Origin of the sequence: Calidithermus chliarophilus DSM 9957, assembly GCF_000430045.1 — a bacterium.
Taxonomy (GTDB): domain Bacteria; phylum Deinococcota; class Deinococci; order Deinococcales; family Thermaceae; genus Calidithermus; species Calidithermus chliarophilus.
The window spans coordinates 1,543,751-1,567,033 of sequence record NZ_KE387023.1; the positions used below are offsets into that span (position 1 = coordinate 1,543,751).

The 23,283-nt window shown below is 68.5% G+C and carries 15 protein-coding genes; 10 read left to right on the top strand and 5 right to left on the bottom strand.

Annotated elements, in window-relative coordinates; translation table 11 throughout:
• The first annotated feature begins 9 nt into the window (after positions 1-9).
• The 3 genes from MEICH_RS27010 (at position 10) to MEICH_RS27015 (ending at position 2,698) form a co-directional block, all read left to right on the top strand.
• Complete coding sequence (locus MEICH_RS27010) at positions 10-804, top strand: multinuclear nonheme iron-dependent oxidase (protein ID WP_027892083.1); 795 nt, start codon at positions 10-12, stop codon at positions 802-804.
• Positions 805-840: 36 nt separating this feature from the next.
• The gene (locus tag MEICH_RS0107455; RefSeq protein WP_027892084.1) at positions 841-1,056 is read left to right on the top strand and encodes a hypothetical protein; all 216 of its coding nucleotides are present in this window, start codon (positions 841-843) and stop codon (positions 1,054-1,056) included.
• 379 nt (positions 1,057-1,435) lie between these two features.
• Positions 1,436-2,698 carry an S-layer homology domain-containing protein gene (locus MEICH_RS27015; RefSeq protein ID WP_275052624.1) on the top strand — a complete coding sequence of 421 codons (1,263 nt, stop codon included), beginning with the start codon at positions 1,436-1,438 and terminating at the stop codon, positions 2,696-2,698.
• A gap of 441 nt (positions 2,699-3,139) precedes the next feature.
• On the opposite strand, the gene MEICH_RS0107465 is transcribed toward MEICH_RS27015, so the two are convergent.
• Positions 3,140-4,753 carry a long-chain fatty acid--CoA ligase gene (locus MEICH_RS0107465; RefSeq protein ID WP_027892086.1) on the bottom strand — a complete coding sequence of 538 codons (1,614 nt, stop codon included), beginning with the start codon at positions 4,751-4,753 and terminating at the stop codon, positions 3,140-3,142.
• Between the two features lie 666 nt (positions 4,754-5,419).
• Between MEICH_RS0107465 and MEICH_RS0107470 the strand changes: the two genes are divergently transcribed.
• Together MEICH_RS0107470 and torA are read left to right on the top strand one after the other, a co-directional pair.
• Positions 5,420-5,965 (top strand): hypothetical protein, encoded by a 546-nt coding sequence (locus tag MEICH_RS0107470; RefSeq protein WP_027892087.1) that lies wholly within the window; start codon positions 5,420-5,422, stop codon positions 5,963-5,965.
• Between the two features lie 14 nt (positions 5,966-5,979).
• On the top strand, positions 5,980-8,427 hold the full coding sequence (torA, locus tag MEICH_RS0107475; protein ID WP_027892088.1) for a trimethylamine-N-oxide reductase TorA: 2,448 nt from the start codon (positions 5,980-5,982) through the stop codon (positions 8,425-8,427).
• Positions 8,428-8,478: 51 nt separating this feature from the next.
• Here torA and MEICH_RS0107480 read toward each other — a convergent pair whose 3' ends face one another.
• The 4 genes from MEICH_RS0107480 to proS form a co-directional block, all read right to left on the bottom strand.
• Positions 8,479-9,105 carry a VOC family protein gene (locus MEICH_RS0107480; RefSeq protein WP_027892089.1) on the bottom strand — a complete coding sequence of 209 codons (627 nt, stop codon included), beginning with the start codon at positions 9,103-9,105 and terminating at the stop codon, positions 8,479-8,481.
• Entirely contained in the window at positions 9,102-9,752 is a 651-nt protein-coding gene (nth, locus tag MEICH_RS0107485; protein ID WP_027892090.1) for an endonuclease III, read from the bottom strand. Before nth ends, MEICH_RS0107480 begins: the two co-directional genes overlap by 4 nt.
• 380 nt (positions 9,753-10,132) lie before the next feature.
• The gene (locus MEICH_RS0107490; RefSeq protein ID WP_027892091.1) at positions 10,133-11,122 is read right to left on the bottom strand and encodes a Gfo/Idh/MocA family protein; all 990 of its coding nucleotides are present in this window, start codon (positions 11,120-11,122) and stop codon (positions 10,133-10,135) included.
• 275 nt (positions 11,123-11,397) lie between these two features.
• The gene (gene proS, locus MEICH_RS0107495; protein ID WP_027892092.1) at positions 11,398-12,831 is read right to left on the bottom strand and encodes a proline--tRNA ligase; all 1,434 of its coding nucleotides are present in this window, start codon (positions 12,829-12,831) and stop codon (positions 11,398-11,400) included.
• 249 nt (positions 12,832-13,080) lie between these two features.
• Here proS and MEICH_RS24165 point away from each other — a divergent pair, with 249 nt between their 5' ends.
• From MEICH_RS24165 to MEICH_RS24170, 5 genes are all read left to right on the top strand, one after another.
• Positions 13,081-14,856 carry a hypothetical protein gene (locus MEICH_RS24165; RefSeq protein ID WP_157202659.1) on the top strand — a complete coding sequence of 592 codons (1,776 nt, stop codon included), beginning with the start codon at positions 13,081-13,083 and terminating at the stop codon, positions 14,854-14,856.
• Positions 14,857-15,006: 150 nt separating this feature from the next.
• On the top strand, positions 15,007-15,432 hold the full coding sequence (locus tag MEICH_RS0107505) for a hypothetical protein (RefSeq protein ID WP_157202660.1): 426 nt from the start codon (positions 15,007-15,009) through the stop codon (positions 15,430-15,432).
• 343 nt (positions 15,433-15,775) lie between these two features.
• Positions 15,776-18,424 carry a S8 family peptidase gene (locus tag MEICH_RS30445; RefSeq protein ID WP_036218451.1) on the top strand — a complete coding sequence of 883 codons (2,649 nt, stop codon included), beginning with the start codon at positions 15,776-15,778 and terminating at the stop codon, positions 18,422-18,424.
• A gap of 321 nt (positions 18,425-18,745) precedes the next feature.
• A complete protein-coding gene (locus tag MEICH_RS30450; protein ID WP_084542226.1) occupies positions 18,746-21,379 on the top strand; it encodes a S8 family peptidase in 2,634 nt (877 codons plus the stop codon).
• Positions 21,380-21,610: 231 nt separating this feature from the next.
• A complete protein-coding gene (locus tag MEICH_RS24170) occupies positions 21,611-22,987 on the top strand; it encodes a S8 family serine peptidase (protein WP_036218452.1) in 1,377 nt (458 codons plus the stop codon).
• Positions 22,988-23,283 lie beyond the last annotated feature (296 nt).

Below are 23,283 nucleotides of genomic sequence, written 5' to 3' on the forward strand. Positions count from 1 at the left end.
TCAAAAGCCATGATCCGCCTCGCCGCCAACGGAACGCCCGAACTGTTCGAATTGCTCTACACCCACGACCTGCCGCTCGACTACATCAAGTGCCCGCTCAGCCCGGACTCCCGGCGCGAGGTCCTGCGGGCGCGGCACTACCTGCCGGTGCTGCTGCACGGCTGGGGACCGCCGGGCTACTCCCTCACCATGCCGGAAATCCCAGAGCCCGGGCTGTTGTGCGAGCTCGCGGGGCTCAGCGGCACGCCCTTCGTCTCCGCCCACCTCGACTACCTCCCCGGGCGCGACGGCGAGCTAAGCCCTGAAGCCCTGCTGGGGCGCGTCGCCTCGAGCGCCTCCCGGCTACGGGCCCTCACCGGGAAGGAGGTCCTGCTCGAGAACCTCCCCTGGTACGCCTGGAAAAGCCGTCCCCGCTACACCACCGACCCCGCCTTCATCGCACAGGCGCTCGAGTGCAGCGGGAGCGATCTGCTGCTGGACCTGGCCCACGCCCGCGTGGCGGCCTGGAACCGCGGGGAGGAGGTCCGGGACTACCTCGCCGCCTTGCCGCTGGGGCGGGTGCGGGAGGTCCACGTCTCGGGGCCGCGGCTCGAGCCGGAGGGCCTGCGCGACCGGCACCGCAGCCTGAGCGAGGAGGACTATCGCCTGCTGGAGTGGGTGATGCCCCGGCTTCCCCGCCTGGAGGTGCTCACGCTGGAGTACATGGGCTCGAGGCCCGGCGGCGAGGCGGGCGGCCCGGAGGTCTGGCTCGAGCAGATCGAGCGCCTCGAGCGCGTGCGCGAGGCCCAAATGAGAGCGGCCTAGCATTCGCGTCGCCTGTTATTGCATACCCTGAAAAACGTGAAAGCCTACTGGTCTGGCATGCCCCGCAGCCCCCTGGCCTGGGTGGGCCTCGGGTTGGCCTTGGTCATCGGACTGTTCCTGGCGGTGTGGCTCTTCGCGACGCTGTGGGTGCTGGGCCTCATCGGCGCGGCCCTCGCCGCCTTGAGCTACGGCGGCCGCCGTTTGTTCCCACAGCGCTGGAAACGCCGCAGGCTCCCCCAGCCCTGGCGGTAGGAAACTGATTTTTTTGTGGCGAGTCCGCTTTAGGCGGGCTCGTTCCTTAATGGTCTGTTGAGGGATCAATTAACGGCCTTAATGTATTTATATGCCTAATTTATGGTCTGATTTCGCTTGGGTAACGCAAGAACAGGCTGAATTTTGCCGTTCATCCGGGCCAAAGGGTTTTCTCATAGATGAGACGTGATGCAGAGTTTGGCTAATTGCAGCCTCAGCTAGTCCTCTGACTTCCTTCAGCCCCTACGGGTACACCTTGACATAGAGCGATTGCGCAACGGCATTAGCCCCTGTGGGCTAAGTTAGGGCGCGCTCTAGGAGGAACGATATGCACAAACCATTGGTTCGCGCCGCGGTTATGGGCGCATTCGGCCTGGGCATGATTCTCGCAGTGCAGCAATCGACTCCCAGTTTCCGCGACGTTCCCGCGGGTCACTGGGCCAAGGAAGCCGTGGATTTCATCGCCGAGTGCGGTCTGATCCAGGGTTTCGAGGACGGTACTTATCGAGGAAACCAGAACCTCACGCGTTATCAAGCGGCTCTGATCTTCTACCGCTTCATCCAGGCGGGTAGCACCTGCCCGGGCCAGGCCGCGACCCCGGAGGACCAGGCCACCGTGCAGAAGGGCATGGAGGAGGTGAGCCGGGAGCTCGAGACCCTGCGCACCCAGATCGCCGGGTTCGGTGAGACCAACACCGCGCAGGACGCCCGCCTCCAGGCCCTGGAGGAGCAGATCAAGAACCTGAGCACCGCGCAGGCCCAGCCCGCCCAGCCGGCGGCCCCCGCCCCCGACACCAGCGCCCTCGAGGCCCGCATCGCCGCCCTGGAGGAGGAGCTGAAGAAGGTCACCGAGGCCCAGGCCCAGCCGGCCCAGCCCGCGGCCCCTGACACCAGCGCGTTGGAGACCCGCATCGCCGCCCTGGAGGAGCAGATCAAGAACCTGACCGCGGCCCAGGCGCAGCCCGCCCAGCCGGCCCAGCCCGCGGCGCCCGCGGCCACCACTACCGAGCAGGAGGCCAGCCAGCAGTCCCGCCTGGAGGCGCTCGAGGGCCAGGTCCGGGCGCTCAACGACCAGGTCAACACGCTCCGGGGCGAGCTCAACACCCTCCGCACCGACATCGACACCATGCGCTCGACCGCTGCTACGCCTCCGGCCCCGACCACCCCGCCCGCTCCCGAGGTGACCACCCCGGCCCCCGTGACCCCCGAGCCCGTCCCGGCTCCGGCCCCCTTGCCCCGCCTGTACTTCGGCCTGGGCGCCGCCTACCCCATCGAGCCCCCGGCCGCCGGCCCCGTCGAGCAGGCCCTGGGCATCAGCGCCTTCATTGGCGCGCACGACGTGATCTTCGGCTTCGGCCCCCGCGTGGGCGTGGATTACTCCCTGGGCACCGGCTCGGTGAACGTCACCGCCTACCTGGTGCGCAACTTCAACCGCGGCGCCTTCTTCGACCCCTACCTGGGCCTGGGCGTGCGCTACGACACCACCAGCGCCGCCGCGCTGCCCCTCTACGGCGACGCCGTCCTGGGCGCGGGCTTCAACTTCTCCCGCAACTTCGGCCTCTTCCTCGAGGGCAACCCCGGCTTCGGCGACGACCTGAGCTTCCGCTTCGGCGTGCGCGCGGGCCTGAAGGTGGCCTTCTAGGCCCAGAGCATCCGCTCCTGTTTCCACGAAGCCCCCGGAGTGATCCGGGGGCTCGGTTTATTGATCGCGGGTAGCTGGGCTTCTAATGCCGATAGCCGATAGCCGAACGCTAAACGCGGTCGTACATCGTACGCCGTACGCAAGACGCAAAACGTGAAACGCAAAACGCGAAACGCAAGACGCCTTGTCACCCCCCTTAGCAAGGGGGGCTGGGGGGGATAAACCCTCCCCGCGCGCGGGGAGGGAAGGCTGATCGACGCGGTGGCGGTTTTGCTCACGCCCAAACCCTCCCCGCGCGCGGGGAGGGAAGAGGAAGGGTTCACCACAAGCCACAAGCCACAGGCAACCAGCGTTTTGCCTGTGGCGTTCGGCATTCGGCGTTTAGCGTTCGACGCTCAGCACTCGGCGTTTAGCGTTCGACGCTCGGCATTCCGCGCCCGATCACTCCCACTTCCAGTCCTTGAACTGCTCGCGGAGCTGAGCCTTGAGGAATTTGCCCGTGCTGGTGCGGGGGATTTCGCTGATAAACACGAAGGCGTCGGGGAGCCACCACTTGGCGACTTTGGGCTCGAGGAAGGCCCGCAGTTCCTCGGGGGTGGCGTTCATGCCTTCCTTGAGCACTACGGCGGCCAGTGGGCGTTCGGCCCACTTAGGGTGGGGGATGGCGATGACGGCGGCTTCCTTGACGGCGGGGTGGCCCATTAGGGCGTTCTCGAGGTCCAGGCTGGAGATCCACTCCCCGCCCGACTTGATGAGGTCCTTGGTGCGGTCGGTGATCTTGACGTAGCCCTCGGGGTCGATGGTCACCACGTCGCCGGTGCGGAACCAGCCGTCGGGGGTCCACTTGTCACGCTCGCTCTCGAGGCGGAAGTAGCTCTGGGCCACCCAGGGGCCGCGCACCTCGAGTTCGCCCATGCTCTTGCCGTCCCAGGGCACCACGCCCCTCTCGCCCACGGCCCGTACCTCGACCAGCGGGGTGGGCAGGCCCTGGGTGGCGCGGTAGGCGTATTGCTCGTCGGGGGAGCGCTGCTTGAGGTGGGGTTTGAGGCGGCTCGTCGTACCCAGCGGGCTGGTCTCGGTCATGCCCCAGGCGTGCAGCACCTTGAGGTTGAACTGGTCGAAGCCCCGGATCATCGCCTCTGGGGCGGCCGAGCCGCCCACCACCATCTCCATGCCGGGCACCAGCTTGAAGCGGGCGGGGTCTTTCTGCAGGGTTTGCAGCACCCCCAGCCAGATGGTGGGCACCCCGGCGGTCTTGGTGACGCGCTCGCCCTCGTAGAGCTCGAGCAGGCTCACCGGGTCGAGGTGCGGCCCCGGCAGCACCATCTTGGAGCCCATCATCACCCCGGTGAAAGGCAGGCCCCAGGCCATCACGTGGAACATCGGCACCACCGGGCACAGCACGTCCTGGGCCGAGAGGTCGAGCGCGTCGGGGAGGGCGGAGGCCAGGCTGTGCAGGATGGTCGAGCGGTGGGAGTAGACCACCCCCTTGGGCTTGCCGGTGGTCCCGGAGGTGTAGCACATCCCCAGCGCCTCGCGCTCCTCGAGCTCGGGGTACTGGAAATCGCCGCCGGCTTCCGCGATGAACGCCTCGTAGTCGGTGAGCCCCTCGGGCACGGGTTGCCCGGTGAGGGGCACCACGATGACCTTCTCGAGCTTCACGTGGTCCTTGATGGCCTCGTAGAGCTTCAGGAGCACGTCGTCCACGATCAGGAAGCGGTCTTCGGCGTGGTGGATGATGTAGGCGATGTCGGAGGGGTGCAGCCGCAGGTTGAGGGTGTGCAGCACGCCCCCGGCCGCCGGGATGCCGAAGTAGGCCTCGAGGTGGGCGTAGGTGTTCCACGACAGCGTGGCGACCCGGTCGCCCTTGCGTAAGCCCGCCTTCTGCAGCGCCTCGGCCAGCGCCCGGCTGCGCCGGTAGAAGTCGGCGTAGGTGTAGCGGTGCAGGCTCCTGTCGGGCAGGCGCGTAACGATCTCCTGCCGGCTGAAGAGCCCTCCGGCCCGCTCGAGCAGGTGGGGCAGGGTGAGGGGAAAATCCATCATGGTGGACTGCATGGCGTTCTCCTTTATCGTGCGAAAAGCCTACCGCTTTTGGCGTGAACAGAGTGTAAAAAGGCCGGGCTTCACCGCTAGGGGATTGACTCGCTTTTTGGACTCCTGGGTATAAGGCATAGACCGTGAACGGGTAGCAGAGGTTAGTGGCCCGTGGCCTGTGGCGTGTAGTTGACCCCTCTCCTGCCCTCCCCGCGTGCGGGGAGGGGGTATCCCCCCCTGCTCCCCTTGCTAAGGGGGGAACAAGGCGTCTTGCGTCTTGCGTTTGGCGTACGGCGTAGGACGTAGGACGTACGCCGCACGACCGCGTTTAGCGTTCGGCTATCAGCTATCGGCTACCGACCATCAGCCCCCGCCATAAGCCATACACATTCCACATTCGTCGTCCAGGACAATCGTCTCTTGCCCCGACCCCCTTTCCGGCCGAGCATTAACCCAAAGTTCCGAGCCGCGACGACCCACGGGGCCGCCCTGGCCGAGGAGCCACCCGATGCGGGTCATGCCGGGCGGCCCCTCCAGGGCCAGCCGGGCGACCGACTGACCTGCTGCTCGCAAAGGAACTGCCTCCGGGCGGTTCTATCGTTTTTTTGCGCCAGGGGGCCGGGAAGGGGTGAGGGCGTGGGACGAGGGACGGTTCGACTCGGGCTAAAGGTTGGGCTCGGCATCGTGATGGCGGGTCTGCTGGTCTGGGCGCTCGGCCAGGGGCGTACGGCCTACACGGGCGCGGCTACCAGCCTGCTCAGCGCGCCCAAAGGGGCCAACCTGGGGTCGCTGACCCCGGGAACCCGGGTGGCCGTGCTCAAGGAGCAGGCCGGGTTCAGCCAGGTGCAACTCCAGGGCTGGTCGCCGCAGGGGGGAGCCACGGCTTTGTTCGAGGCCAAGGGCCAGCGCGTCCTGCTGGCGAGCTTTACGGGACAAGTGCAGCGGCGGGTGAGGGGCCAGGGCAAGGACGAGGGGGGCACGGTTTGGGAGCAGGTGGAGGTGGTGGGGTGGGTCGCCAAGTCCGCCCTGATTGCTGACGTGAACACCCTGTGGAAGCAGGCGGGTGTGCTCTACCAGCAGCGGTGCAGCACCTGCCACGCCCTGCCGGAGACCGGCAAATTCACGGCGAACCAGTGGCCGCCGATCATGCGCGGGATGGGCCCGCGCTCGGGGCTCACGGCCGAACAGACCCAATTGCTCACGCGCTACGCGCAGGCCCACGCCAAGCGCTGATGGGGGAGGATCGTATGAAGAAGATTTCGCGGCGGAAATTCTTGCAGGCCACGGCGGCCACGGCGGCGCTGGCCTCGGCGGCGGCGCAGAGCCCTTCGGGAGCCATCCTCGAGCGCTCCAACCGCATCAGCGCCAACCACTGGGGCGCTTTTTACGTCAACGTGCGCGGGGGGCGGATGGTGGGCGTGACCCCTTACGTCAAGGACGCCTACCCCACGCCCATGCTCGAGGCCATGGCCGACCGGGTCTACGCCCAAAACCGCATCCAGTACCCCATGGTGCGGGCGAGCTACCTGCGCGACGGCCCGGGCGCCGACCCCACCCTGCGCGGCGCCGAGCCCTTCGTGCGGGTGAGCTGGCGCGAGGCCTTCGACCTGGTGGCCAAGGAGCTCAACCGGGTCAAGAAGGAATTCGGCCCCGCCAGCATCTTCGCCGGCAGCTACGGCTGGTACGACGCGGGCCAGATCAACAACCCCCCGGTGCTGCTGCAGCGCATGCTGCGTCTGCACGGCGGCTTCGTGGGCGGCAGCGGCGACTACAGCACCGCCGCGGGCCAGGTCATCATGCCGCACGTGGTGGGGACGCTCGAGGTCTACGAGCAGCAGACCGCCTGGCCGGTGATCCTGGACAGCACCCAGCTCATCGTGCTGTGGGGCGCCGACCCCTTGCTCAACTGCCAGATCGGCTGGGCCCCCGCCGACCACTACGCCTACGGGGCCATCGAGGAGCTCAAGAAACGGCGGGGCCGCATCGAGGTGGTCTCGATCGACCCCCGCGTGACCGACACCGCCCGCTACCTGGACGCCCGCTGGATCGCCCCCCGCCCCGGCACCGACACCGCGCTGATGCTGGGCATCGCCCACGCCCTCTACAGCGAGAAGCGCCACGACCAGGCCTTCCTCGACAAGTACACCGTCGGCTTCGCCCGCTTCGCCGAGTACCTCACCGGCAAGAGCGACGGCACCCCCAAGACCCCCGAGTGGGCCGCGAACATCAGCGGGGTGGAGGCCTCGGTGATCCGCAACCTCGCCCGCCAGATGGCCGCCAAGCGCACCATGCTGATGGGCGGCTGGGCCATCCAGCGCCAGCACCACGGCGAGCAGGCCCACTGGATGCTGGTGACGCTGGCGGCGATGCTCGGCCAGATCGGGCTGCCCGGCGGCGGCTTCGGCCTGAGCTACCACTACGACTCCGGCGGCAACCTCACCGCCAACGCCCCCGGCCTGCCCGGCATCACCTCCGGCGCGGCCTCGGGCGGGGCGGCCTGGCTCTCCAAAGACGCCAACGCCATTCCCGTAGCCCGCGTGGCCGACATGCTCCTCAACCCCGGCCAGCCCTTCGACTTCAACGGCAAGCGCCAGACCTACCCCGACATCAAGCTCGTCTACTGGGCGGGCGGCAACCCCTTCGTCCACCACCAAGACCGCAACCGCCTGATCCAGGCCTGGCAGAAGCCCCAGACCGTCATCGTGCAGGACCCTTTCTGGACCCCCACCGCCAAGTTCGCCGACATCGTGCTGCCCGCGAGCACCACCTTCGAGCGCGACGACATCGCCCAGGTGGGGAGCTACTCGAGGGTCCGCATCGTCGCGATGAAGAAGGCCGTGGAGCCCCTCTACGAGTCGCGCAGCGACTTCGAGATCTTCGCCGAGCTCTCGCGCCGGCTGGGCTTCGGCCCCAAGTTCACCGAGGGCCGCGACACCCTGGGCTGGGTCCGCTTCGTCTACGGCGAGGCCCGCAAGCAGGCCGCCCAGCTCAAGCTGCCCATGCCCGACTTCGACACCTTCTGGAACGGCACGGGCGTGGTGGAGTTCCCCATCCCCGGCGAGTCCCGCAGCTTCGTGCGCTACGGGGACTTCCGCAAAGACCCCATTCTGAACGCCCTGGGAACCCCCTCCGGCAAGATCGAGATCTACTCCAAGACCATCGAGGGCTTCAAGTACGACGACTGCCCGCCGCACCCCACCTGGCTCGAGCCCGCCGAGCGGCTGGGCAGTGAGAAGGCCCGCCAGTACCCGCTGCACCTGTCCTCCCCCCACCCCAAGTACCGGCTGCACTCCCAGCTCAACAACACCTGGATCCGCCGCTGGTACGAGGTGCACGAGCGCGAGCCGGTGTGGATCAACCCGGTGGACGCCGAGGCGAGGGGCATCCGGAACGGCGACGTGGTGCGGCTGTTCAACGAGCGCGGCCAGACCCTGGCCGGGGCCGTGGTCACCGACCGGGTGCGCCGGGGCGTGGTGGTGATGGCCGAGGGCGCTTGGTACGACCCCGCCGAGCCCGGCAAGGTCGGGGCCTTGTGCAAGCACGGCGACGTCAACGTGCTGACCATCGACCGGGGCACCTCCAAGCTGGCCCAGGGCAACATCGCCCACACCGCGCTGGTGCAGCTCGAGAAGTTCGGCGGCGAGCTCCCCGAGGTCACGGCCTTCGACCCGCCCAAGAGTGCTGAGCGCGGCTGAACCCGCTCGCTCCGAGGCTGAGGCCGGAAAGCCTCAGCCTTTCGTGTGTGTCTAAAAGGCCCGTAGCCCCGCCGGGGTCTCGAGCTCGGCCCTGAGTTCGGTCCGGTCGGAGGGCTCGAGCTCCAGCTCCAGCCCCAGCGCCCCCAAGCGGGCCCCGACCCGCTCGGGGTGGGGATGCAGGCCCCACAAGCGCCGCAGCCGGCAGCCCACGTCGGGGAGGCGGGTGGTGGGGTGCGGGGCGTCGCCCCAGGCGATCAGGGTGGGGACCAGGCCGCCCCCCAGCAGCTCCCCGTCGTCGGGGATGGTGATGTCCCACTCGAGGTCGCCCCGGCTCATGCGGTGGACCCGGCCCAGCTCCGGCACCGCCGCCACCGCCGCGCGGAGGTCGTCGGCGCGGGCGACCCAGTGCAGCAGGCGGGGGGATTCGCGCAGCTCGGCCTGGAGGCGGGGGTTGTCGAGCCCGAACCAGCGCGGGCGGCCCGGGTCGGCGCCTTCGGGGTCGAGGGCGATGACCTCGAGGTAGACCCCCTCGCCCAGGCTCAGCAGGCGGTTGTGGGTGCCCATCCGGAGGTGCCGCCCGCCGGGGCTGAGCGGCACGCCCAGCAGCCCTTCGACGTATGCGGCACCCTGCTCGAGGGTGTGCGCCGCTACGACGAGGTGGTCGAGGACGGCCCTCACCACGCCCCCCGGCTGAGGCAGACCTCCCACAGGGGGCAGCCCTCGCACAGCGGCTTGCGGGCCGTGCAGCGGTAGCGCCCGAAGAGGATGAGGGCGTGGTGGGTGAAGACCCACTTCTCGCGGGGGAACAGGCGCTCGAGGTCCCCCCCGATCTTCTCGGGGTCGCGCTGCTCGGAGAAGCCCAGCCGGCGGGCCAGCCGGGTCAGGTGGGTGTCCACCGCGATGCCCGGGACCTTGAACGCCGCGCCCAGCACCACGGTGGCGGTCTTCCAGCCTACGCCGGGCAATTCCTGCAGCTTGGTCCTGTCCACCGGGATTTCCCCGCCGTGCTCCTCGACGAGCTTGCGGGCCAGCAGCACGACGTTGCGGGCCTTGGCCCGGTAGAGCCCGATGCTCTTGATGTAGGGCTCGACCTCCTCCGGCGTGGCCCGCGCGAGGCTGGCGGCGTCGGGGTAGCGGGCGAAGAGGGCAGGGGTGGCCTTGTTCACCGAGGCGTCGGTGGCCTGCGCCGAGAGCACGGTGGCGACGAGCAGTTCGAAGGGGTTGCTGTGCTCGAGCTCGGTCGCGGCGTTGGGGTAGAGCTCCTCGAGCACCTCCAGCACCCGCGCCGCCCGCGCCTGCTTCTCCTCGAGCGTCTGCGCCGGCAAAACCGGGGCGGGCGGGGTTTTAGGCGCTCGGGACAGGTTTTTCTCGAGGCTCTTCGCCCTTTGTTTTCCTCGGGTGATGCTTTTGCCTGCCACGTTCTGAAGTGTATCGCCGATAGCCGATAGCTGATAGCAAAATGCCGAACGCCGAACGCCGAACGCCAAACGCCGAACGCAAGACGCCAAACGCAAGACGCCAAACGCAAAACGCCAAACGCCTTTTCACCCCCCTTAGCAAGGGGGGCTGGGGGGGGATACCCCCTCCCCGCACGCGGGGAGGGCAGGAGAGGGGTCAACTACACGCCACACGCCACGGGCCACAAGCTGATGGCTGACGGCTGACCGCTCCCCCATGCCTGCCCTTCTCTTTCTCCCACGAGCCGCTACGCCTCTACTAGCTCCCCCGGATACCGCAACCCCCACTGGGCCCGGAATGCGTCCATGACCTCCATGACCGCGATGGTCTCGGATAGGGGCATGACCTCCGACTCGAGCTTTCCCGCCCGGATGCAGTTCATGGCCTCGAGGGCCTGGAACTGGTCGCCGTGGCCTTCGTAGGGGCACTCGAGGGTTTCGGCGTGGCCGTTTTTGTGCAGCACCAGCGACTTGGCGCGGTACCAGGGGCTGGGGATCTCGACGTAGCCTTCGGTGCCGTAGAGGTAGGCCGAGACGGTGGTGGGGGTGTGGAGGCTCGAGATCAGCGTCGCCATGCGGCCGTCGCGGTAGCCCAGCAGCAGGACGGCCTGCTCGTCCACGCCGGTAGGGCCCAGGTACACCTGGCTGTCGAGGCGTTCGGGCTTTCCCCAGACCATCGAGGTGAAGGAGAGCGGGTACACGCCCACGTCGAGCAGGGCGCCCCCGGCGAGTTCGGGGTTGATGAGCCGGTGCTCGGGGCCCACCTGGGCGCGGAATCCCATGCTGACCTGGATCATCCGCACCTCGCCGATGACCCCCCGCGCCAGCAGCTCGCGCAGCTTCACCATGTGCGGCAGGAAGCGCGTCCACATGGCCTCCATCAGGAAGAGCCCCTTCTGCCGGGCCTTCAGGGCCATGCGGCGCGCCTCGAGCGCGTTGTGGGCGAAGGCCTTCTCGCACAGCACGTGCTTGCCGTGCTCGAGGCACAGCAGGGTGTGGGCGTAGTGGTGGCTGTGGGGCGAGGCCACGTAGATGATGTCGAGCTCGGGGTCGGCGGCGAGCTCGGCGTAGCTGCCGTAGCGGCGGGGGATGCCGTACTGCTCCCCGAAGACGTGCGCGGCCTCGAGGCTCCTCGAGCCCACCGCCAAAAGCTCGGCCCCCTCGAGGCCGCGCAGGGTGTCGGCCAACCGCCCCGCGATGCGCCCGGTGCTCAGGATGCCCCAGCGGATCTTCTCCATTCCCACATTGTAGGGGGCGCTTTCGAGCGCTCCCAGCTATCGTTTCCACCCTGGCAACCAGGAAGCCGTCAGCTATCAGCCGTCAGCCGTCAGCGGGAGGCTCGTGCCCGTGGCTAGTGGTCTGTGGTTTGCCCCTCCCCGCAGTCGGGGAGAGGGTATCCCCCCGACCCCCCTTAGCAAGGGGGGTGACAAGGCATCTGGCGTTCGGCTATCGGCTATCGACTATCGACTATCGACTATCGACTATCGACTATCGACTATCGACTATCGACCCTCTAGTACGCCTTAGCAAACAGGATCCGCTTGCCATAAGCGCTCGGTTTGCCGCAGCGGACGCAACTGCCGTGGGCTTCGGGCTCGTCGAAGGGGATGCAGCGGGTGGTGGCGGTGGTCTCGGCCTTGATCTGCTTCTCGCACTCCTTATCGCCGCAGTGGAAGGCCTTGACGAAGCCCTGCTCGACCTTTTCCTTGAACTCCTCGAAGCTGTCCACTTCCCAGGTGTGGCTGTCGCGGAACTCGAGCGCCCGCTGGTAGAGCGCCGCCTGGAAGGCCTCGAGCTTCTGCGGGATCAGCCCCACGACCTCGGCGAGCTGCACGGTCTCCTTGCCGCCCAGGCGACTCGCCAGCACGGCGGTGCCCGCCTCCACGTCGCGGGGGCCGATCTCCAGGCGCAGCGGCACGCCCTTGAGCTCCCACTCGTTGAACTTGAAGCCGGGGCTGTACTGGTCGCGGTCGTCGAGCACGACGCGCACGCCCGCGGCCTTGAGGTCGGCGGCCAGCCGCTCCACCGCGGGCATCACCTGCTCGCGGGTGTCCGACTTGTAGATGGGCACGATCACCACCTGGACCGGGGCGATGCGCGGGGGCAGGATCAGGCCCTTGTCGTCGCCGTGGGTCATGATCACCGCGCCCACCATGCGGGTGGAGAGCCCCCAGCTCGTGGTGTGGACGTACTTGTTCTGCTGGTCGCGGTCCTGGAACTGGATGTCGAAGGCCTTGGCGAAGTTGGTGCCCAGGTAGTGGCTGGTGCCCGACTGCAGCGCCTTGCCGTCGCGCATCATGGCCTCGATGGTGGTGGTGTAGACCGCCCCGGCGAACTTCTCGCTCTCGGTCTTGACCCCCTCCCACACCGGCACCGCAGCCCACTCGCGCGACATCCGGGCATAAACGCCCAGCATCTGCCGCACCTCGGCCTCGGCCTCCTCCTGGGTGGCGTGGGCGGTGTGGCCCTCCTGCCACAGGAATTCGCTGGTGCGCAAGAAGGGCTTGGTGCGCAGCTCCCAGCGCACCACGTTGCCCCACTGGTTGAGGAGCTGGGGCAGGTCGCGGTAGGTGCGCACCCACTTGGCCCACATGTGCCCGATGATGGTCTCGGACGTGGGGCGCACGGCGAGGGGCTCCTCGAGCTCCTCCCCGCCCGCGTGGGTCACCACCGCCAGCTCGGGCGCGAAGCCTTCGACGTGCTCGGCCTCCTTCTGGAAGAAGCTCATGGGGATGAAGAGGGGGAAGTACGCATTGGTGTGCCCGGTGGCCTTGAACATGTCGTCGAGGGCACGCTGGATGTTCTCCCACAGCCCGAAGCCGTAGGGCCGGATGACCATGGTGCCGCGCACCGGGCCGTAGTCCACGAGTTCGGCCCGTTGGATGACTTCGTTGTACCACTCGTTGAAATCCTGGCTCTGCGGGGTGAGGCCTTTCTCCTTCGCCATACCGCACCATGATACTTGCTCGTTCCAGACCCGGGCCGCCGTGCCGCAGCCCCGCCATGGGCCTCCGGCTCCCTCAAAACGGCGGGCCTATCCCCGCTAATTCAGCCCTCCGGATAGGCGCGAATCGCCCGGTTATCTTCATGAACCGGCTATCTAGACCCGTTCCTTGACTTTTGCTTTCCCGCACGTCTATGCTGAAGAAGTTTTCGATTTTCACAATTCAGGCATTGGGGTAAGAAGGAGGCATTTATGGGCAGGCTGATTTTGGCGGCTTTCACGCTCTTCGTACTTGTCTCGTGCAATTCCCTCCAGACCCGGCCGTCGGACGGGCCCGACGCTCAGGCCGTCGGTGCCGTCCGGCGCGTCCCCCCGAAATTCGCTGAGCCTAAGGCCTTCGACGTCTCCCGCGCCCTCCGGGACATGGTCGGGCAGGCGTCCGGCGAGGTCTCTTCCGACCCCGACGCGGTGCGGGAGATCCGCCCGGACCGTGGGCCCCTCCCGACGGACCAGGGCTTCTCGGGCGACGCGGCCGTGCAACGGGCGATGAAGCCTACGAGGCCAGGGCTGCAGGCCGCGGCCATCCCGGCCCCGCTGCTCACCTTCGAGGGCCTGAGCAACCAGGACAACTTCAACCTCTTCGGCTTCCGCGTCAACCCGCCCGACCCCGTCGGCGACGTCGGCCCCAACCACTACGTGGAGATGGTCAACCTGGCCTTTGCCGTCTACGACAAGCAGGGCAACTTGTTGATGGGGCCTGCGCGGATCGGCGACTTGTGGAGCGGGTTCGCCATCGAGGACTGCACCGACCCCTCGGGCGACCCGATCGTGCTCTACGACCAGCTCGAGGACCGCTGGATCCTCAGCCAGTTCACCACCCGCGGCCTCGCCAACCCGGCCCTGCCCTTTTACAACTGCGTCGCCATCTCGCAGACCGGCGACCCGACCGGGCCGTACTACCGCTACGCCTTCATCACCCAGCCCGACCCGGACGGGGGGTATTTCTTCCCCGACTACCCGAAGTACGGCGTGTGGACCGACTCCTACATCCTCACCACCCGCGACTTCGGCACGGTCAACGGCTACGGGATCAGCGTCTACGCGCTCGAGAAGAACAAGATGCTCGCCGGCAACCCCAAAGCCCGCGCGGTGCAGTTCTTCCTCGACTCCGACGTGGTGCCGCTCAACCTGATGGGTGACGGGCTCTTGCCCCCCGACATCGACGGCACGCGCCGCCCCATCGACCGGATCGCCGCCCCGATCGTCGGCACCCAGGACAACGGGGGCTTCTACGGCGCCGCCTTCGACGCGCTCAACGTTTTCGAGCTGACCGTGCAGTGGAGGGCAAACCCGGCCGCGGCGCTGAACCTGGCGGCCCAGTTGCCGGTCGCCGCCTTCGACTCGATCTTCCCCTGCGCGCCGACGAGCCGCGACTGCCTGCCCCAGCCGGGCATCGTCAACCCTGCCCAGTACCTCGACATCCTCTCCTACCGCCAGCGCCCGACCCACCGCCTGGCGTACCGGAACTTCGGCAACCACGAGGCCTTAGTCACCAGCCAGTCGGTAGAGGCCCTGCCGGGGGTCGCGGGCATGCGCTGGTACGAGATCCGGCGCTCGGGGGGCGTGTACTCCGTGTACCAGCAGGGCACCTTCGCCCCGAACGACGGGGTCCACCGCTGGATGGGCAGCGTCGCCATGGACTGGCAGGGCAACGTCGCGCTCGGCTACAGCGTGGTCAACGGGGTGAACGTCTACCCCGGCATCCGCTACACCGGCCGCCTCAGCGGCGACCCGCTGGGCCAGATGACCCTGGGCGAGGGCGTCATCATCAACGGCTCGGGGGTGCAGACGACCACCAACTCCCGCTGGGGCGACTACACCTCCATGAACATCGACCCTGCCGACGACTGCACCTTCTGGTACGTCAACGAGTACTACACCGCCGCAGGGCAGGCCTCCAGCCCTGCCGGGTGGCAGACCCGCATCGGGAGCTTCAAGCTGCCCGGCTGCGCGCCGAAGGCGGATTGACGTACACGGTCGGCCCGCGATCCGTCGAGCTGTGTCCAGCCCGGAGGCCTGCCCACAGGCGGGCCTCCGGCATCCGTTAATTTGGTGTTTCCCCCCGGGTAGTACCATCGGAGGTGGTCGAGCGAATTGCGGGCTCGGAAAGGAGTCAGGGTGAAGGTCCGGTATGTTCTGGCAGCACTCCTGGTGCCCGGCTGGTTCCTGACGGGCTGCTACCAGCCCCGGCTGCAGCCGCCGCCTGAGACCACCGGCCCCACCGTTCACCTGAGCGTTTCGCCCACCCGTGTGGCCTGCCCCGCTCCCGTCACCCTCACCGCGACGGCGAGTTCGGGCGTGATTCGGGTGGACTTCTACAAGCAGAAACTGGGCGCCGACCCCCAACCTCTGCTGATCGGGACCGATGCTTCCGCGCCTTACGGCCTGGTTTACCCCGAGCAGGGCTTTGGCGAGCCGGACGACGGAGCCTACGACTTCGTGGCCCGGGCTTACGACGGCCAGGGGCTCGAGGCCAGCAGCAACCCCGTTCGGGTGACGGTGCTGATCGGGAAAGCCGACACGCCCTGCCCGCAAACCTCCTGACCTCCCGGTGAGGACTGGCGCGATGAGCCGGAGACGTTGGCGGCGGCCGGGGCTGCCCGGGGCGCCTGGTGCGGTCGGAATGCTTCCTTTTTGCCATGCCCCCTTAACGTCAGGGGTAACGCCCCGGCTCTCGAGGCCCGGGGCGTATACTGGAGCCAACGAACAACCGGGGTATCGGGCAGTCTGGCGCTCGGGCAGGGCGTGGCTTCGATGGCAGATGCACTCGTTTGGCCTGCTGGAATTCTCCGCCTTCCGTGGTGGCTTGAAAGGGGGTGAGGACTGTCTTCGTCAGGAAACCTCGAGGTTAAGCGCTCCAATCCCGCATTAGCGAGGTGAAACCCCTATGCATTGGAAGTACTGGTTTTTGGCGATCACCGCGGTATTTCTGCTGGCCCTGGCGGCCTGCAGCCCCAAGCCCTCGAGCCAAGGCCAAGGCGTGAGCACCCAGAGCGTTCAGGAGGTGACCCCCGCGTCCCCCCTTCCCTCGCCTGACACCTCACCCACCGACGAAAGCACCAGGCTGTGGTTCGTCGAGCTGACCAGCCCCCCGGCAGCCGACGGGACCAGCCTGTCCGCCCTCGAGGCCGAGCAGCAAGCCTTCCGGGACAACGCCCGCAGGGCCGGGCTGAAGTACAAGGAGCGCTTCGCGTACAAGGAGCTGTGGAACGGGCTCTCGATCGAACTGGCCGGCAGCGCTGAGCGCTCGAGGCTGGGCCGCGTCGCCGGGGTGAAGGCTGTGTACCCGGTAGCCACGGTGGTGCTACCCCCCACCGCCCCCGTCGCCGACCCCGAGCTGGCCACCGCCCTGGCCATGACCGGTGCCGACGTGGCCCAGAACGAGCTGGGCTACACCGGCGCGGGCATCAAGGTGGCCGTGATGGACACCGGCGTCGACTACCACCACCCCGACCTGGGCGGCTGCTTCGGGCCGGGCTGCCGGGTGGCCTACGGCTACGACTTCGTCGGCGACGCCTACAACGCCAACCCGGCGGACACCGCCTACAACCCCACCCCCGCCCCGGATAACGACCCCGACGACTGCAACGGCCACGGGACGCACGTCGCGGGCATCGTGGGCGCCAACGGCGCGGTCAAGGGCGTGGCCCCCGCGGTGAGCTTCGGGGCCTACCGGGTCTTCGGCTGCGAGGGCTCCACCACCGCCGACATCATGCTCGCTGCCATGGAGCGGGCCCTGAGCGACGGCATGCACGTGCTCAACATGAGCATCGGCTCGGCCTTCCAGTGGCCGCAGTACCCCACCGCCCAGGCCAGCGACCGCCTGGTCAACAAGGGCGTGGTGGTGGTGGCCTCCATCGGCAACAGCGGGGCCAACGGGCTGTACTCGGCGAGCGCCCCGGGCCTGGGGGCGAAGGTGATCGGGGTGGCCTCCTTCGACAACAGCCACGTTACGGTGAACACCTTCACCGTAACCCCCGCCAACCTCACCGTCGGGTACGCCAACGCGACCGCGGCTCCTCCCGCCCCCACCTCGGGGAGCCTGCCGCTGGCCAAGACCGGCACCCCTACCACCGCCAACGACGCCTGCAGCCCGCTGCCCGCGGGCAGCCTGAGCGGCAAGGCGGCCCTGATCCGCCGCGGCACCTGTACGTTCCACGTCAAAGCGCTCAACGCGCAAAACGCGGGCGCGGCGGCGGTCGTGCTGTACAACAACGCGCCGGGTCGCTTCATCCCGACGGTGGCGGGCACGCCGGCGATCACCATCCCGGTGGTGGCCGTCTCGGACGCCGAGGGCGTGGCCATCAACAACGCCATCAATTCGGGGCCGCAGACGCTCAACTGGACCGGCCAGTTCGGATCTTTCCCCAACCCCACCGGCGGGCTGATCTCGTCCTTCAGCTCCTACGGCCTCTCGCCCGACCTCAGCTTGAAGCCCGACATCAGCGCGCCCGGCGGCCTCATCCGCTCGACCTACCCGCTCGAGCGGGGCGCTTACGCCACCATCAGCGGCACCTCCATGGCCAGCCCCCACGTCGCCGGGGCAGCGGCCCTGCTGCTCGAGGCGCGCCCGAACACGCCCTCGCAGGCCGTGCGCGGCATCCTGCAAAACAGCGCCGTTCCCAAGGCGTGGTGGGGCAACCCCGCCCTGGGCTTCCTGGATAACGTCCACCGCCAGGGCGCGGGCATGCTGGACGTCGCAGGGGCGATCCTCTCCACCACCAAGATCGAGCCCGCCAAGCTCTCGCTCGGGGAGAGCCAGAGCGGCCCCGCCACCCGCACCCTCACCCTCGAGAACAACGGGCCCAGCGCCGTGACCTACGACCTGTCCTTCACCAACGCCCTCTCGACAGGCCCCAACACCTTCTCGCCCTCCTTCCATCTCTCCAACGCCAGCGTGGTCTTCGGCGCGCCGAGCGTGACCGTCCCGGCGGGCGGCACTGCCAGCGTGAGCGTCACCATCCACCCGGCCACCGCGCCGGTAGGCGGCCAGTACGGCGGCTACGTCGTCTTCACCCCGCAGGGCGGCGGGCAGACCTACCGCGTGCCATTCGCCGGCTACATCGGCGATTACCAGGCCCGGCAGGTGTTCACGGGCGGTTTCCCCTTCCTGGGCAAGCTGGTCTCGTGCACGCCGGCCTCGCTGCTGCGGGGCAACGACTGCTTCGGCACCGGCTCTTACAGCGTGTTCCCCGCGGGCGCGACCTACACCCTGACCGACGCTTTCAACACCCCCTACGTCCTGGTGCACCTCGACCACCAGGTGCGCCGCCTGCGGATGGAGGTGTTCGACGCCAACACCGGCAAGGCCTGGCACCGCGCCCTCGACCAGGAGTACGTCGCCCGCAACTCCACCGCGACCAGCTTCTTCGCCTACCCCTGGGACGGCAGCACCGCCGCAGGAAACAAGACCTACACCGTCCCCGACGGCAGCTACGTGGTCAAGGTTTCGGTGCTGAAAGCCCTGGGCGACGACAACAACCCGGCCCACTGGGAAAGCTGGACCTCTCCCGTGATCACCATCGACCGGCCCTGAGCCCCTCGTCTCTGCCCCCCTCCCGAGTTTGGGGAGGGGGGTTTTGGCTGGCCGGGCACCGGCCGCGGTTCGCCACGGGGAGGCGCTTCCGGGGCTCGAGCCGCGGGCGACCCGGCGGCCGTCACCGGGTGTTACCTCACAGGTAACTCCCGGGTAACGCTTCACTTCATGCCCCTCGCCCTTGACCCCGGCGTGAATATCCGATTAGTCTGAACCCAGACCAACTAGTTGACCTCGCTAATCCACCGTGCGGTTGAGCGCGGGGGTGGAATTTGGTCCGGTGGTCGCGTAACAGGGATTCACGGCATGAGGAGGAGGCGGATGAAACTACGGCTTTTAGGCATTGGCGTACTGGCGCTGCTGCTGAGCGCCTGCGGACTGCAGAGCAAGCGCTCCGGCGGCAACAGCGCCGTCGAAGTGATCCAGCCCGGCGGCTCGGCGCCCGCCGGCGAGATCGTCAACGAAACGACCCCGTACTGGTTCGTGGAGCTCGAGGGCGCCCCGACCGCCGAAGGCGGCAGCCTGAGCGCCATCCGGGCCGAGCAGAAGGCTTTCTGGGACGCGGCGGCCCAGGCCGGGATCAAGCTGCGGCCGCGGCAGGCCTTCAGCAGCCTGTTCAACGGCTTCTCGGTCGAGCTCCAGGACGGCAACGTGGCCGCCCTCAGCGCCCTGCCGGGCGTGGTGGGGGTGTACCCCCTCCTGACCGACGTGATCCCCGAGGTCTCCCTCGTCAGCGACCCCGACCTCGCCACCGCCGTCACCCAGACCGGCGCCGACGTGGCCCAGAACGAGCTGGGCCTGCGGGGTGAGGGCATCAAGGTGGGCGTCATCGACACCGGCGTCGACGTCGACCACCCCGACCTGGCCGGGCGCGTCGTGGCCGGCTACGACTTCGTCGGCGACGCCTACAACGCCGCCGACCCTGCCAAGAGCACCCCCGCCCCCGACGAGAACCCCGACGACTGCAACGGCCACGGGACGCACGTCGCGGGCATCGTGGGCGCCAACGGCGCGGTCAAGGGCGTGGCCCCCGCGGTGAGCTTCGGGGCCTACCGGGTCTTCGGCTGCGAGGGCAGCAGCAGCGCCGACGTGATCCTCGCGGCGATGGAGCGCGCCTACGCCGACGGCATGGACATCATCAACATGAGCCTGGGCGCGGCCTTCCAGTGGCCCGAGTACCCCACCGCCAAGGCCGCCGACCGGCTGGTGCGCAAGGGCATGGTGGTGGTGGCCTCGGCGGGCAACAGCGGCGCCAGCGGGCTTTACTCGCTGGGCGCCCCCGGCCTGGGCCGGGAGGTCATCGGCGTGGCCTCCTTCGATAACGTGGGCATCGCCCTCAACTTCTTCACCCTGCCCGACGGCTTCAAGGTGGGCTACACCGCGGCCACCGGCGCCCCGGCGGCCCCCACCAGCGGCAGCCTGCCCATCGCGGCCACCGGCACCCCCACCACCGCCAACGACGCCTGCAGCCCGCTGCCCGCAGGCAGCCTGAGCGGCAAGGCGGCCCTGATCCGCCGCGGCACCTGCTCCTTCTACATCAAGGCCACCAACGCCCAGAACGCCGGGGCCAGCGCGGTCATCCTCTACAACAACGCGCCGGGCCGCGTCAGCCCGACCGTGGCCGGCGACCCGCCCATCACCATCCCGGTGGTCGCCATCTCCGACGCCGAGGGCCTCGAGATCGCCAACCGCCTGGCCTCCGGGCCGGTGAGCCTCACCTGGCAGAGCGGGGTCGCCAGCTTCCCCAACGCCACCGGCAACCTCATCAGCAGCTTCAGCTCCTACGGGCTCACGCCCGACCTCGGCATGAAGCCCGACGTGGGCGCGCCCGGCGGCTTCATCCGCTCGACGTACCCGCTCGAGAAAGGCGGCTACGCCACCATCAGCGGCACCTCGATGTCGGCCCCGCACGTGGCGGGCGCCGCCGCCCTGCTGATCCAGGGCCGCTCGATGATCTACGGGGCGCCCCGGGCCAGCCAGGTGCGCACCTTCCTGCAGAACACCGCCGTGCCCAAGAACTGGTCGGGCAACCCCGGCCTGGGCTTCCTCGACCACTCCTTCCGCCAGGGCGCGGGCATGATCGACATCGTCAGCGCCATCACCGCCCCGGCGCGGGTCGAGCCCTCCAGGCTGGCGGTGGGCGAGAGCAAGTACGGCCCGCGCACCTTCAACCTCACCATCCGCAACCAGGGCAACAGCGACATCACCTACGACATCACCCACGTCCCGGCGCTCGCCGCGGGCGGCAGCACCTTCAGCCCCAGCATCTACAACGCCCCGGCCAACGTGAGCTTCAGCCACGACTGGATCACCGTGCCCCGGCGTGGCACCACCGGCATCCAGGTGCACATCGACGCCAACGCGGGCCTGCCCAACAACAGCCAGTACGGCGGCTACGTCGTGCTCACCCCCCGCGGCGGCGGCCTGACCCTGCGGGTGCCCTACGCGGGCTTCAAGGGCGACGTCACCTCCATCCCGGTGCTCACCCCCACCTCCGCCGGCTTCCCCTGGGTCGCCAAGCGGGTCAACTTCACCCCGCCCACCCAGCCCGCCCCCCTTGCTGACTGGAGCAAGCTCCCCAGCGACGGCGGCACCTTCACCCTGCAGGGCAACGACCAGCCCTGGATCCTGCTGCACCTCGACCACTTCGCGCGCAAGCTCCAGGTCGAGATCATCGACGTCAAGACCGGCAAGCCGGTGCACCCGACGAAGAACAAGGCCCTCGACCTCGACTACGTGGCCCGCAACTCCACGGCCGGGGGCTTCCTGGCCTTCCCCTGGGACGGCACCCGCATCATCAAGAAGCAGTACTTCAACGAGGTCGTCGAGACCCGCGCCGTCCCCGACGGGCAGTACGTGCTGAAGATCAAGGTGCTCAAGGCCCTGGGCTACGAGACCGTGGACGCCCACTGGGAGACCTGGACCTCCCCGGTCATCACCATCGACCGGCCCTAGCCTGCCGGGCTCGAGGAGCGGTCCGCCCCCGCGGCGGGCCGTTCCTTTTCGCGGGATCAGGGTCGCGGCAGTTGCCCGGAGTTATTCTGACCTTTCCGGGCCAGGTCGCGAGGTAACGAGGCCTTAACTTACTGGCGTAACGGGGCGTTATTGACCATGAGAGCGCGTCCGGCATACAGTGCGCGGTGACCAATAAAGGTCCCATAAGGCAGCACCTCGAGGAGGTTTGGTGTGCGAAATACCCTTTTGTTCGGCCTCGGCGTCTTCATCCTGGCAGGCTGCGGGATTCAGGAGGAGAAAAGCGCCCCGCTCAGCGCGCTCAGCGCCTCCCGCACCTACATCGTCAGCAGCGCCACGGCCCTGCCCGGCGACTTCAGCGGCTTCGTCAAAGCCCAGGGCGACACCTTGCGGGCCTTCAAGCCCGAAGCCGGCTTCGCCTCGGTGACCACGAGCAACCCCAAGGCGTACAAGCGCTTCGCCGACGTGGTGGTTGAGGACGTGCGCCTCGAGCGCAACCTGCCCAAGGTGGAGCCGGTGGCCGGGCCCTCCCTCGACGTCGGCAACCCGCCCAACAGCGGCGACGACGACACCCGCTTCAACCTGCAGTGGGGCCACGACGCCGTCAACGCCCCCGAGGCCTGGAACGCCGGGGTGCGGGGCAAGGGCGTAGTGGTGGCGGTGCTGGACGGGGGCTTCAGCCTCAACCACCCCGACATCGCCCCCAACGTCGTCGGCTGGGCCGACATGACCGGCGAGGGCATCGCCTACGGCCCCAACCCCGACGACCCCACCGGCATCTTCAGCCACGGCATGCACGTCGCGGGCACCATCGCCGCCGCCGACAACGGCCTGGGCACCATCGGCGTGGCGCCCGCGGCCAAGCTGCTGCTGGTGAAGGTGCTGTTCAACGTGGGCAGCGGGTCCTTCGAGGACGTGCTCGAGGGCATCTACTACGCCGCCGACTACGGCGTGGACGTGATCAACATGAGCCTTGGCGCCGACATCCCCCAGGGCTCGGGCAAGGGCTCCAACGAGATCGCCGAGCTGCGCAAGGCGATGAACCGCGCCATCGGCTACGCCTACCAGAAGGGCGCGACCGTGATCGTGGCGGCGGGCAACGACGGCCGCGACCTCGACAAGGACCGCTCCACCACCGTGTTCCCCGCCCAGATGCCCCACGCCATATCGATTTCGGCCACCGCGCCCGTCGGCTGGGCCAAGGCCCCCGCCACCACTTTCCTCGACAACCTGGCCAGCTACTCCAATTACGGCCAGTCGGGCGTGGACTTCAGCGCACCCGGGGGCGACTCCAGCTACCCGGGCAACGAAAACTGCACGCTGGCGGGCCTGACCCGGCCCTGCTGGATCTTCGACCTGGTCTTCAGCACCGGGGCCGTGGTCGGGCCTTCGGCCTTCTACTACTGGTCGGCGGGCACCAGCATGGCCGCCCCGCACGCGGCGGGCGTGGCCGCGCTGATCATCAGCGAGAAGGGCGGCGAGTTGCACCCCGCCCAGGTGAAGGCCGAGCTCGCCGCCCGTGCCGCCGACCTCGGCAAACCCGGCAACGACGACGTTTACGGGGCGGGGGCCATCCGCAGCGGCTACTGAGCGCGTTTCCGCGAACACCCGCCGGCCCTGGCAGGTGTTTTACCCCGCACGGCTAACCCGGCCGTGCGGGGTGTTCGTGGTGGGCTCCCTGAGCGCGTGGTTCCTTCCGGGGCCCGCGGTCTGGTTCGGGCACGGAACCCGTCCCGCCGTTCGGCTCGGCCTTTGTTAAAGGCGCTCTAAGCAAAACCGCGAGCAGGGGCGTATATTCGGTGTAAAGCGGTCGCAAAAAAAGGGGGTGGGCCAATAGCGGATTCAGGCATTCGGCTCGAGGACTCGTGCCCTATTCGGTTGTAAAG